The sequence below is a fragment of the Methylomagnum sp. genome (genome assembly GCF_054333355.1).
Window position 1 is genome coordinate 1 of the sequence record NZ_JBTEKS010000096.1, and the last position, 13,084, is coordinate 13,084.

The following is a 13,084-nucleotide window of genomic DNA, read 5'->3' on the forward strand; positions in this document are numbered from 1 at the left end:
AGCCCCCGCCCGCTCATCAACGCCTTGGCACAAGGCCGACACCTGGCCCTTGGAAAATCCGGAATTCCTGGTGTCCGCGCCAAGTCGTCGACCTTGCCGGAGTCGGCGTCGTCGCGTCTCTTTCCCTCGACTTGCACCACCTCCGTGGATTCTACCGGTCGGGATGCCCCAGCCTGATTCCCAGCACCTCAAACAACACGCCAAGCCCCGCCAGCAACAAGCTGACCCCGCTGTTTTCCGGGGCGATCATGAACAGCACGCCGCCCGTGGCGATCAGGGCCAGGGAGACATGTCGGCGGGTGTTTGAATTCTGGAGCATGGGAAGCGCCCGGCTCCGCAAATCTAAACCGCCGCCATTTTTGCCAGCGCCGTCGATAGCATGAAAAGCGATCTTCATAAAGTTTCCTCCACCATTGTTTCTATAGTCCGATCAGGACCGTTGTTTTTCTGCCTGCCGCCATGAAGAACAGGGCCGAACCGGGATAGCCAAGGGCGTTGGTCCGACCCTCATTGTTCAGCGAGCGGAAACATAATATCGCTTTATAGGTGCGGCGCTCCACACCCGCTTATGACGGATTTGTCCGGGCGGGCGGTGCCTCATCTTGGGCACCCGCTTGCCAAATCCACAAAAAACCGCCGGTTGACTGGGGCGGGGCGATCTGCTGGACTCGGCCCGCCCATCCCTTGCAACTTACAACTTCGGAGAATAACCATGCGTGCTCTGATTCAAACAGCGGTTTTGGTCGCCTCACTGGCTTGCGGCGGTGCCTGGGCCTACGGCGGCGGCGGTGGAAGCAGCGGTTGCGAAGAGCCGAAATTCCTTCAGCTAACGCCCAGCGGAACGGTGGCCTCGCTGACTGAATTCAGCTTCATCGCCACCGACAAGACCGATGCCGCGACCTTGGTGGTCGAGGTCAACGGCCAGAAGGTCACGCCCGTCATCGACAAGCAGCGGAATGGTGACTATGCCGTCAAAGTGGCCCTGCCGCAGCCCATCGACCAGCCCGGCAGGGTGAGGATCGGGATCAGCGCCAGTGGCCGGGAAGGTTGTGCTGGGTTTCAGCCGTATTATTTGGAAGTGAAGCCCTGAGGGGCGAGTATCCCGCCAAGCCAAAATTGTCGCGTTTCCCACAAAAACCAAGGGCCAAGCAAATAAGGAAAAACTGATACACGACAATTTTTTCGCTCTTAATTAGGCCATACTTGATCTTGAAAGCCGCTCAAACGGGATTGCGTAAAGGACATTGCGGCCCTGCAAACCATGGGGCAACGCTCCACAAAAGGATTGGCCCCGTGGTTCCCCGTCTAATATGGTATGCAATCTGCTTGTATTATCGCAGAGTGATATATCCGGGCCTTTTGATGAGGATATTGAAACAATCCACTCATCGAGACCGCCGACCGGCAATCGCACTATTTAGCGCGTCTTTGAGCAGCCAAGTTGCCGGGGACGCTTGTTTCTGGGGGGATATTCGGAGTTAAGCCATGTATGCCATATTGATAATCCTGTTCGGACTGCTACACATCGCGGATGGAATCGTGACCTATCTCGGGCTGAGCTTCTTTGGCCTGGAAGAAGTCAATCCCGTTCTCACCTTTTCTTCCGGGGTAATGGGACTGGGATTATCCATTATCTTGTTCAAGCTGGCTGAGCTTGGCTTTGTCGCCTTCCTATACCACGGGCGCAAGCACATGAAAAATCGCTGGGTGCATGTCACCATGGCCTCGGCGGTCGGGTTTTATGGCGTGGTGGTGACCAATAACGTGGCTCTGGTGTTCGCGTCGTAAGCCACTACAGCCGATTTTCCAGCACCATAAACCACGGTCGGTGCCTGGTCGGCTGCACGAAACCATCCTTATCCAATTTCAGGATGGTCTTCGAAACCGAATTCCGCACATTCCCGCCAATGGACGCGAGGGTATCGCCCTCGCGTTCCACCACAATATCGCAATGCAGTTTCTTGTGTTCCAGCAGCACCAGCCGGAGACTTTGGCCGGGTAGTGGGGGCGCGTCGGAATTACCCCGCGTGGCGCAGATCAAGTCGCCGGGCCGGGGCTGATATTCGCTAATGGCGCGGGGTTGAAAAACCGCGTCGGGATCGCTGTCCGCCGCCGTCATGAGCCGCGTGAGATACCCCCAGTGGGAATCCGACGGTGGAAATTGATAATCGGGAATGCCCGCCTCCCGCATGATCCAGCTCACGAACGCGGCCGACCAGGGCTGCTGGCAATCGTTGCCAGTGAAGCGCGGCTTGTTCACCGCCCGCCAATACCAGTTCACCCGCACCACATAGTCTTCCGCGTCGTCCTCCCACATCCCCACATGGGGAATGCTCTCCGCCTCGCCATCGAGGAACACCGTCTGCCGCCCGAAATAATCCCATTCCCGCTGGGCGAGGGAGAGGATGGTTTGTTTGAGCGGGGACAAGCTTGGTGCCGTCGGTGGGGTTGTGCCTTGGGTTTGGGATCGTGCGGCGCTGGGTGGTTTGCTGGTTGTGTGGCCCGCGCAGCCCGCGAGGATGAGGCAGATGAGCAGCGTTGTCGGTTGGCTGTGTTTGAGCATGGCGTCCCTTGGTTTCGTTGTTTTTAGCAGACTTGTGGGCGTGGGCGTCAGCCCGCGATTTTACCGGGCCGTCGTGGACTGAAGCCCGCTCCCACAAGAAATAGCTCGCTACGTTTCGTGCCTCAACTTAACTTACGGTCTTTTACCCTACGGAGCTGACTAATTATTGATTATGGCGGCGGCTTGCTTGGGAAATTTGCGGACTAGCCATTTTAATATTTCCACTTGGTCTGCTCCTGTGGCGCGACGTATTTGTGCAAGTAACTTCTGGCTTGAAGGGCGCTCCAATGTAAGATTGGATGCGCCTTCATTGCATACAGAACATATTGCCCGAAGATTCCCTGAATCATCCGTCCCGCCTTGTGATTTGTCAATAATATGACCAATATGAAGCCGGGTTTTTCGGGTTGGGTCATAAGGGTGGGCTTCTCCCGCCACCGCGCCGCACATCTGGCAGGTAAAGCCATTACGGTCGAGTACAAAAGCTCTCACTTCTTTCGAGATTGCCCGCTCAAAGGCGGGAATTGGTTTGGAGTCAAGCAGAAGGTATTGCCCCGGCTTTAAATCACTACGGTCGTTATGGGTTAGGATTTGATAACCCTCTTCGGTACGTAACTCTCGGACACGTCGCCCCCATTCGCTAATTCCCCCGGCGACCGTCCGCAGTTCTTCGGAATCCATAATGCGGCCAATATTGGCAAGGAAATGCTGGCGTAGTTTTGCCCTTGCCCCGTTGCTTTTCTTCTCTATCACTTATCGTCTCCTAACAGCCATTGGAGTTATGGTCCGGGTTGACATCAGGCAAGCCCGAATCTGTTCGGCAACCGCACGGGCAACGGGTGGGGGGAAAGCGTTTCCGACCTGCCGATAAGCCGGGGTTTTCTTGCCGCTAAAAATCCACTCATCAGGAAAACCCTGAATCCTCGCCACCATCGGCACGGTAAGCCGGGGCATCCCCACAAAGTCCTGTTCTGGTGGATTATCTACAATACCCATTCCATCAATGCCTAAAGCCGCCCAAGCCTTTTTAGCGCGGGTCGGCCCTAAATCGGCACCGCCATGTTTTTTAGAGCCGCCAACAATGGTCGGCGCTATATTGTTGGCGCGTTCACGCCAAAGCGCCACACCGTGCCAACCACGGGAAGCCATCATATCGAACAAGGTTTCTCCCACCGTCGCAGGGCCATGAGGATACGGTTTCGGCCATTCAAAACCGCTGGCTAAGTCTTTTCTAATCGCCACCAATACCACCCGTGGACGCAACTGGGGAACCCCGAAATCTGCGGCGGTTAAGAGTTGCCAGTCAGTTTTGTATCCTAGCTTGGTAAGTTGCCCGGAAATGTATTTCCGGTAATCATCAAATAGGGCGTCCAGCATTCCCCGGACATTTTCAATCATGATGGCTTGAGGGCGGATTTGGTCAATCAGTCGAATCGCCGCTGGGAACATATTTCGCTCATCAGCCTTTCCCAGTTGTTTTCCAGCCTTGGAAAAAGGCGGGCAGGGCAACCCCCCGGCCAGCAGGTCTATACCCTTGAAAGCGGAGCCATCGAAAGTTTCCAGATCTTGCTCGAAGACTTGCCAATGGGGGCGATTTGACCGGAGCGTTTCGCAGCAATGCCGATCAACCTCCACAAGCCCCTGATGATTAAAGCCCGCCTGCTCCAACCCCAGCGCTTGTCCACCGCCACCCGCGCATATTTCAATAGAAAATAAATCATTCATATAATAATATCTAAATTCACCAAGTGTTTATTTAAAAATCGTCTCATCATCCTATTTTCTTTTGGGAAGTATCGACAGGTGGGGGATTATACGACAATCCAATTTCCGGCTATAACCTTAATGTCCATGTTTTGCCCGATGTCCATTTTTAACGCCTCGTGCCATCACCCGCCCAATCTGCGATACTGACGCCGAAGCCACCCCCAACAGGCTGGACTTCACGGCGGATCAAGGCGTTAGCCACGCCGCCGGCTCAAATAACAACCCATTCAAGAGAGAGAGCCAATGAAAAAATGCGAAAGCTGCGGCCCCACGGCCCCGGATAGTGGCCGGGTGTGTATCGGCGAAAACAACAAGAAGCTATCCGGGGTAAAACGCTTTTTCGGCGTGGGACTCATTTACACCCCCATCCTCACGCTGCCCTTCGTCATTACTAGCGCCTACGTCAGTTACTTACACCTGAAACTCATGGGGGCCAAGAATATCAAGCCACTCCGGGATTTCCTCCCCGACCGGAAAAGCTTCCGCTATAAGATGTCCAGCCAAATCACCATGGAACCGGGTTATGGACTCAGCCCCACCCAAACCAAGCTATTTTGGATACTTAACTGCACTTGGTATTGCCCGTTCAGCGTCGGACTATTTGAATGGCACGCCTATTTGGTCAAGCTGGTGGAAAACTTCTGGTGCCCGTTCCACCACAGCCGCAAGAACGAAAATTATCGGGATGGCGCGATAGACCAATCGTTCTGGCATCTCTACCCGGAAGATATTGAGAAACTCGACCCCGAGGACAGGGATAATCCGATTTGGAATGTGGCCGCTGCCGAGGGAACTAGCGCTACGGAAGAGGCAACCGTGGCCGTCGCCGCCAATGACGCGGATGAGGTCGTTGTCGCGGAGAAAACCGCCACGCCGGTGGCCCAGGATGATGTCGCGGTAGTCTTGGAGGAAACCGCCGAACCCGTCGTCGAAGCCGCTAGCCCGGCCATCGCGGAAGCGCCCGCCGCGTCCGTTCCCGAAGAAACCGGCGCATCTGCCGCCGAGGAAACTCCCGCCGCCGGGGACGCGGAATCTGAAAAGTAACGCCTGAACCTGCCTATAGTTCTCATAGGATGGGTGAAGCGCCGCGTAACCCATCCTATAAACTAAGTTGGTAAAGCGACATTTGCTCCCTCTCCCTACGGGAGAGGGTTGGGGTGAGGGCGATCAAATGAAGCTTTCCTTCCACTGCCATCTATACAAACGCCTACACGCTGCGCCACCGCAGCATCCGCACCACCACAATCGCCGCCAGGGGCAGCACCAAGCCCAGCACCGTGGCGGCGATCAACAAATGCCCCAACTCCCCATAATTGGCCGGTACGCTGATGGCGCCGGTGGCCGGGTCTTTCACCTCGCGAGTCACCGTATAAATATCATTGAGATACTTCGTGCCCAATTGGCCGAGCGCCAGCGATAGGTTGGTGAAGGACGCCATCACCGCGAAGAAGGTCGCCTTCAAATGGGACGGGGCCGAATGGGCGATCCAGGCCAGCATCGGCACCATGGCGACCTGACCCAGGGGCGATTCCAGCGCCGTGTCGATGACCGCGATGAAGCGGGCGTCCACCACGCCGCCGGTGAGCGCGGCGGTCCATTCGTGCAGCCCGTAATACATGCCGATGGTCGGCAACGACAGCACCGTGCCCGCCAAGGTCAGCACCAGAATGATGTGCGGCATGGATTTCTCCGCCATGAAGCGGCGGAACAGGAACAGCCCGGCGAGGCTCAACGCGCTGCCAATCAGGGACAGCTTCGCCATGAAGGATTGGTCGAAGCCCAGCGAATCAATCATCCACCAACTGGAGCCGGGACCGGCGCTCGGCGTGGCCCGGAACACGAAGATTAATATCGCCGTGCCCAGCAGGACGGCGCGGGATTCGGTGTCCATCTCGTCCAACAGCCGGTTCATTAGCGCCAGGATGATGAACATGGACAGGAAGAAAATGATCTCCTGCCCAAACGCGAAATTCGCCAGCCCCACCGACACGGACACCGCCGCGAACGCCAGACCGCCGCCGAGTATCCACCAGTTCGGTTCGGGGCGTTCGGTCTGGGTGTTGGTCAGGGCTTCGATTTCCGAGAGGGTGTAGCCGAGTTCGCGGAGGGAAGCCCGGTTCTTGCGCCGCAGGTGCGCCGCCAGCAGCACGCCCGAACACGACACCAGCGGGATAACCATCGCCATGGCGTAGATGCGCTGATAAATGGCGACCTTCTCGGGTTGCGCCATGGCTTCCACGCCCTGGAACATGAACACGTTCACCAGCGCCACCAGCAGGGTGCCGCCGATGATGGCGACCCGCCCGAGGGTCTGCATGGTGGAGTGCATCAAGCGCTGTTCCGATTCCGGCAGCATCCGCCCGTCCGGCGCGGTGCGGGGGATGGCCTCGACGGTCATGGCGTCGGCCACTACGTCCTGAATCACGTAGCCCACCGGGGCCAGGATGGTGCTGGCGACGTACCAGGAACCCGCCGACATGAAGGCTTCCATCGCCGCCCGGTTGTACAAAAGGCCCAGCATGATGGCGAGGCTGGTCGCCACCAGCCCGGCACCGAAGAACACCAGCAGCGCCTTATAGCGCCAGATGATGTCCACGAGGTGCCCGACCGGCAGCTTGAGCGACCAGGGCAGCATGGCCCAGAAGCCCAGCGCCGCCAAGAATTCCGCCGACAGCCCCAGATATTCTTTGACGAAGAAGGTGCCGACGATGCCGGTCAGGCCCGAAATGCCCGCCGCGACGTAGACCATCAGCGGCGGCAGATAGGTGAGCCGTAGTTCCCGGCCAAGCTCCAAAAAATTGCGGTCGATCCAGGCAAGCAAGATGGCCGGAAGCCCGATGGGCGGGGTGGGTTGGGGCGGGGGATTGGGTGTGATTTGCATGGTTTGGACGTTCCCTTCACAAAAATTTCATAGGGTGGGTGAGGCGCACCAATGACGAGTTTCGTAGGGTGGGTTAGGCGCACATCTTTTCGGCTTTGCCATCCATGGTTGTGCTTCCGTGCGCCGTAACCCACCACACCGGTCAGCATGATGGGTTACGGCGCCGGGGAGTTCTTCATAAAAAAGAGATGACCTGATCGAGAGCGCCTCCACCCATCCTATAGGCGCGGTTGGGTGTTATAGGTCCGCCAGATTACCTGAAACGAGGTGGTGAGTCCCTCGCCGCCCTGGGCTAGCCAAGCGTTCATCTCGTCCATGTTGAACCAGCGGCCCTCGGTGATTTCGTCGGCGCACAGCCGCAACTCGCCATCATATTGAGCGCGGTAGACCTGCACGAATTCCCAGCCGGTCTGGTCCGTGGCCGGGAGCTTGAACAAGAATTCCAACGCCGCCGGACTCTCCACGCCCAGTTCCTCCGCCAGTTCCCGCGCCGCGCATTGGTCGTAGCTTTCGCCGAAATCCACATGCCCGGCGGCGGAGGTGTCCCAGAGGCCAGGATTGATGTCCTTGGTCGTGGCGCGTTTTTGCAGGAACAATTCGCCCCGCCCGTTGAAGACCAGGATATGCACCGCCCGGTGCCGGAGTCCCAGCCGGTGCAGTTCGCCCCGGGCGCGGGGACCGATGACGTGGTCGTGTTCGTCCACTTCGTAGAGGCGTTCGTATTGCGAGGCCGGGCCGGTTGGGCTGGCTTGGGGAGGATTTTGTTCGGGTGGATTCATGGGGCTTGGTTGGGTGGGTGAATTTTATGGGGTGGGTGGCGGCGCGGCTCCGACGGGCCATATTCGCCCATCGTTAGCGAGAAAGGCCGACGCGGTTTTGAAAACCGCGTCGGCCTACGCGAACAGCGTCGGCCTAGTGACTCGGGCAGGCTTAAAGTACCATTTGAAGCCAAAGCTCCCCAGCCGCGCACCAACAAGCAGACGCACAGGCTACCTCAATGAAACTCCCGCTCCTTCCGCGCCCATTCCCCCGCGCCGGTGTCCTCGAATTCTTCCTGCTCGTACTCACGCTCGGCGTCTTGTTCCACCTCTACGGCCCGCTGGGCGCACAAGCCGCCCAGCCCGACCAGCGTTTCAGCCAGGAACAAGCCCGGCTGGAACCCTTGGCCCCCGAGCCGGAAACCCATGGACCCGGCCCGGCCCGGCTGCGGAAAAACCTGTGCTACGCCATCGCCGGACATTTGCCGGAAGGCCAGCGGGAGCGGTTCTGCAAGGCCGAGTGGGGCGCGGGCAAAGAACCCCTGCCGGATCATTTCGAAGCCGCCGACGCCCCGCCCGCCATCGCCGCGCTGTTCCAGCGGCACCAAGCCATCCAGGACTATCTCAAGGCGCGGATGGCCGCCCTCAAACAACAGCAAGGCGGCGGACGCCTGTTGGCCGAAGCGCCGGATAACCTGCCAGAAGCGGCGCGGGAGGCGAGCGAGACCTTGCTCCAACTGAGTCGGCAACTGGAGCTGGACGACCGCGGCCAGACCCACGCGCCCTGGACCGAGCTGCGCTGCCTGTACGGGCAATGGGCCACCGCTTACCAGCGCACCCCCGCCGCCCGCGCCGACCTGCTGTTCACCTTGGCGGCGCTGCTGGACGACGGCGTGGAGAACTTCCGCACCGCGCCGCCCGGCGTGTTCCAACGAGCGGCGGACGGCTGCGCAGGACTCGTCGAGCCAAGCCGGATCGAAGTCGTTAAGCGAAATCTGCTCGATCTCGCCCGCGCCGAAACCGAACTGCCCAAGGTCCAGGCCATGCGCGGCTTGCTCGACGCCGCGCCCCAGCGGTTCGCAGCGTTCGCCTTGCTGGCTTGGTTGTTGCTCGCGCTGGGCCGGGTGTCCGCCAAGCCGCGCCGCGTGCTGGCCTTGGCCCTGCCGCTGTGGGCCGGGGTCGGCGCTTGGGCCACCTTGATTTCTTATTGGTGGATCGCCCCGGCCTTGGCTCTGGGCATCGCCATCGGCTGGCTGCGTTTGCCCGAAGCGCCGCCCGCCCGCCGCGAGTCGCCCGCTTCGGCGTTCGCCTATCCGCTGGCGGTGGGCCTGATGGGGCTGGGATTCTGGCTGCTCATCGACGAATCGCTGAACTTCCTCGGCAACCGGCGGTTCCTGGCGTTCTATCACCAGCGCGATGTGTGGCTGGCGTTCATCCTGATTTCTGTGCTGCCCCTGCTGCGGCCTTGGCTGCTCGGCTTCGCCATCGGCGTCCAGCGCTGGCTGTTCTCCGCGCAGGATGTCCGCTCCGCCAAGCTGGCGGCGGTGCTGTTCCGGTATGGCATGGCGGCGGCGCTGGTGTTGGGCGTGGTGGTCGCGGCGGGCCGCAATTTCGCGGTGACGTCCGACTGGCTCAAGGCGTGGCTGATCCTGGCCGGGGCGGGCTTCTTCCTGAGCCGGGGCGACGCCGGACCCGCCCTGTTGCGGCAATTGCCTTGGCGGCGTTGGTGGCGTCCTGTGTCGGGCCTGTTTCTGCCGCTGCTGTTCATCGTCGGCTTGGCGGTGGCGGGCTTCTTCAAGACCCACGACATGGGGCCGCTGGTGGTGGTCACGCTGGCGGGCGGGGTGCTGGTGGGGGCGCTCGCCATGACCGTCTGGCGCGGGCGGGAAGGCGGTTCGCTTGGCCTCGCGTGGCTGGTGGGCTGCGCCGCCGCGTTCGGCTTCGTGGGGCTGGCGGTGGGCGTGGTGTTCGTGGGCGGACGGTTCGCCGCCCGCTGGCTGCCGCACATCGGCGAACGCCTGGACGCCATGCGCGACCCGTATTCCGCCGCCAATGACCAGATGGCCTTGGTGGGCATGTTCCGCGATGAGGTGCCCGTCGGCGGCTTCGGCTTCGCCCAAGCGCCCTGGTGCGGCTATGGCGACCCCGCGCTGTGCCGGGGCTTGCCCGAGCAATTGGCCAGCGATTACACCGTCACCGCGCTGATGGGCGCGTTGGGTCCGGTGGCGACGTTCACCGTGCTGGCGTTGTTCGGACTCGCGCTGGTCGATCTGGTCCGGGTCCATGCTCGGACGCCGCTGACGCGGGCCGACGCGCCGGATCGGTGGCGGGATTACATTCGCTGGGTGGCCTTGCTGTGGGTGCTGGTGGTTTTGGCGCAGACCGCCATGACCGTGGCGGGCAACTTAAGCTGGCTGCCCTTGTCCGGGGTGCCGCTGCCGTTTGTCAGCTATGGCAGCGTGTCGCTGTGGGCGGGCGCGGTGTTTTTCGGGCTGGTCGTCAATGCACCCGCCGACCGCGCCGGGGAACGGGCGTTCAGCCTGCATTGGGCGGCCTTCGCCGTGCTGCTGCCGGTGACGCTGGCGGCGGTGGGGGCGGGTTATTTCGGCATCGGCGGGTGGGAGAGCCACCAGAAAGCGGCGTCCCGCCATCGCGACACCAAATTGGTCCGGGCCACCAAGGCCATCGAGGCCGCCATCGTGCCCGCCGACGAGGCGCAGTTCTCCGACCAAATGGCCTGGGGCGGCCCCTGCCGGGATGTTTTGGGTGGGGAGGCAAAGCCCGCCGTCGCGGTGGCGCTTTCCCGCCATGCCAGAACCTTGCAAGGCTGGCTGGACAATCCCCGCAACGGGGAGGGCGAACGACTGCTGAATAGCCGCTATGTGTTCTCCACCCGGCTGTGGACGGCGGCGGTGGAGTCCGGCGTCGGCGCCGCCGAGCCAGCCCAGCGTTTTTCTTGCGACGACGCCCGCCGCGCCCTGGAACGGCTGGCGAAGAACGGCGCACTGGCCCTGGCCCGGCTGGATTGGCGGGAGCGGGCGGCGAGTCTCGTGGCGTTTGGTCCCCACCAGCAAGCCGCCGTGCCGGATTCGTTGTTCGACCGCCCGGACCCGTGGGCCGTTGCCAATGGCTGCGTGGCCTGGGGCGGACCCGAGGCGGGCGTCGCGGCCTATTTGCCCAGCCGCCGCAAGACCCCCGATGGCCGCGACCGCTGCGAAGATTTTGCCAAGCTCGCCGCTGGCAACCTGACGGCGTTCGGCAAACCGGATTGGAACGCGGGCGCCGCCGGCCAGCCCTGGCCGGACAGCCACACCCACGACAACTGGACGGTGCCGCCCTCCTTGCCGGAGTTGCTGGCACCCTTGACGCCCCTGCGCGATCCCGCCGCGCCCGATTTCACGCGCTTGCTTGGCGACGAGAACCGCGTTGACCCGGGCAAGCCCATGCAGGGCTTGGACCTGCGCCTGACCATCGACCCGCTGATGCAGCGCTTAGCCCAGCAAGTCGCGGCCTGCGCCACCCGCCAGGCCAATCCGCAAGTCTGCGAGGCCATCGCGCTCAAGGATTACGGCAAGGACTTCGCCGAGGGCGCGCGGGCGCGGATGGCGGGCGTCGCGGTGCTGCGGATCGACACCGGCCAGATTGTCGCCCTCGCCAGCGCCCACACCGCCTGTTACGCCGCCGACTTCAATGGTCGGCCACGGGGCAAGGACTGCCCGAAAGCGCCGTACCCAACCCGGATCAAGCCCGACGCGCTGCTCAACCACGCCGTGTTCACCGACCAGTTGCCGGCCTCGATTGTTAAACCGATCATGGCCTTGGGTTTTCTGGCGGATGGCGTGGCGGACAAGGACGCCCTCCAGGCGGAACTTGCCAGGTCCGATTCGGTGAAATTTCTGGACCGGATGTTCGATGTGGATGCCAAGGGCCACGCCCATGCGGAGGGGACGCGGATTCTCAAGGTGCGCGACGCCGCCCCCCGAACCGGCTGGAACGCGGGCTGCGAGCCGGGCGGGCCGGATTGTGGCCGGTTTGATCCGTTGTTCGGGCGGCCCGTGTATTTGCGCAAGGCGGGGCGGCCCATCGGCCTCGATGTGATGTATGGGCGGTTCTTCGTCGAGCCGGGCGAACAAGGCGGGCGCGACTTCCGGCGCATGAACGACCAGGATTTGCGCTTCCAGTCGGGGGCCGTCGAGGAATGCCGCCGGGCGGAATACCGGCAATGCCGGGGCATGGTGGCGGAATTGGTGTCCACCGGCTTCGGCCAGGGCAACTCCCGCGCCACGCCCTTGGGTGTCGCCGGGATGATGGCGCGGCTGGCCCTCGCCGAACGGGGCGGCGGCAAAGCGACCCCGTGGCCCCATCTGGTCAAGGACAAGAAGCTCTATCGCGCCCGCCCGGACATCCAGCGGGGCGAGTACATTCCCGCCGCTCAGCGCGAGGGCTTCAACGCCGACCTGACCCAGACCATCGACCCCGCCGCCGCCGCGACCGTGCTGGATGGGCTGCGCCAAGGGCATCGGCGGGGCACGTCGAAATGGGCGTTTGAGCAGGTGTTCGGCAAGAGTGGCGGCGGCAATGTGGTGGTGGCCGGGAAGACCGGGACGCCCAGCTATTCGGGGGACGACTTCACCGTGACGGCCTGGGCCGAGCATTGCCGTAGCCAGAAAACGCCCTTGGCGAAATGCCAGTCGCGCCCCTTGAAGTGGTATGGCGGATTGTTCGGGCCGACGGGCGGCGGTTTCGAGTACGCTATCGCGGTGTTGAGTGAGCGCAACTGGCGGAAGGATGGCCGGATCGACGATCCCGCCGACGCCCGCAACGTCAGCGCGGAATTGGCTTTCCAGATCGTCAAGCGGTGGGCGGAACTCAAATGGCCGAACGCCGCCCCGCCCCAACCCGCGCCAGCGGTGAAGCCGACCACGCCCGCTCAGCCACCGTCGGCCCGCCCGGTTAAGGTGCCGGTGGTTAAAGCGCCGGTGGTTGATCCGGCGCGACCTAAGGCAGGGAAGGCTATGGCCAAGCCACCGACCAAATCCGAGGCCAAGGCTGGTCTCAAGTCCGGCAAGGACACCAATCACCCACCATGAACGAGGCGTGGGAGCGGGCTTTAGC

9 protein-coding genes and 1 pseudogene are annotated in these 13,084 nt (G+C 61.9%); 4 read left to right on the plus strand and 6 right to left on the minus strand.

The features are described from left to right. Nucleotides 1-151: 151 nt before the first annotated feature. Nucleotides 152-397 carry a hypothetical protein gene (locus ACXWUF_RS09495; protein WP_458494429.1) on the minus strand — a complete coding sequence of 82 codons (246 nt, stop codon included), beginning with the start codon at nt 395-397 and terminating at the stop codon, nt 152-154. 315 nt (nt 398-712) lie between these two features. On the opposite strand from ACXWUF_RS09495, the gene ACXWUF_RS09500 reads away from it, so the two are divergent. Both ACXWUF_RS09500 and ACXWUF_RS09505 read left to right on the plus strand, forming a co-directional pair. Then, on the plus strand, nt 713-1,090 hold the full coding sequence (locus ACXWUF_RS09500) for a hypothetical protein (protein WP_458494430.1): 378 nt from the start codon (nt 713-715) through the stop codon (nt 1,088-1,090). A 395-nt stretch (nt 1,091-1,485) separates the two neighbouring features. After that, on the plus strand, nt 1,486-1,788 hold the full coding sequence (locus ACXWUF_RS09505; RefSeq protein WP_458494431.1) for a DUF5658 family protein: 303 nt from the start codon (nt 1,486-1,488) through the stop codon (nt 1,786-1,788). Nucleotides 1,789-1,792: 4 nt separating this feature from the next. On the opposite strand, the gene ACXWUF_RS09510 is transcribed toward ACXWUF_RS09505, so the two are convergent. The 3 genes from ACXWUF_RS09510 to ACXWUF_RS09520 form a co-directional block, all read right to left on the minus strand. Beyond that, nucleotides 1,793-2,563 (minus strand): DUF2272 domain-containing protein, encoded by a 771-nt coding sequence (locus ACXWUF_RS09510; protein ID WP_458494432.1) that lies wholly within the window; start codon nt 2,561-2,563, stop codon nt 1,793-1,795. A 159-nt stretch (nt 2,564-2,722) separates the two neighbouring features. After that, complete coding sequence (locus ACXWUF_RS09515) at nt 2,723-3,316, minus strand: HNH endonuclease (RefSeq protein WP_458494433.1); 594 nt, start codon at nt 3,314-3,316, stop codon at nt 2,723-2,725. After that, nucleotides 3,317-4,288: a DNA cytosine methyltransferase gene (locus tag ACXWUF_RS09520; RefSeq protein ID WP_458494434.1), complete on the minus strand. Its 972-nt coding sequence runs from the start codon at nt 4,286-4,288 to the stop codon at nt 3,317-3,319. Between the two features lie 285 nt (nt 4,289-4,573). Here ACXWUF_RS09520 and ACXWUF_RS09525 point away from each other — a divergent pair. Continuing rightward, nucleotides 4,574-5,104, plus strand: a pseudogene (locus ACXWUF_RS09525) (hypothetical protein); the annotation flags it as partial. Nucleotides 5,105-5,537: 433 nt separating this feature from the next. Here ACXWUF_RS09525 and ACXWUF_RS09530 read toward each other — a convergent pair. Both ACXWUF_RS09530 and ACXWUF_RS09535 read right to left on the minus strand, forming a co-directional pair. Further along, entirely contained in the window at nt 5,538-7,211 is a 1,674-nt protein-coding gene (locus tag ACXWUF_RS09530; RefSeq protein ID WP_458494435.1) for a hypothetical protein, read from the minus strand. Nucleotides 7,212-7,429: 218 nt separating this feature from the next. Beyond that, nucleotides 7,430-7,990 (minus strand): NUDIX hydrolase, encoded by a 561-nt coding sequence (locus ACXWUF_RS09535; protein ID WP_458494436.1) that lies wholly within the window; start codon nt 7,988-7,990, stop codon nt 7,430-7,432. Nucleotides 7,991-8,208: 218 nt separating this feature from the next. On the opposite strand from ACXWUF_RS09535, the gene ACXWUF_RS09540 reads away from it, so the two are divergent. Continuing rightward, entirely contained in the window at nt 8,209-13,059 is a 4,851-nt protein-coding gene (locus ACXWUF_RS09540; RefSeq protein ID WP_458494437.1) for an FtsW/RodA/SpoVE family cell cycle protein, read from the plus strand. Nucleotides 13,060-13,084: the final 25 nt, after the last annotated feature.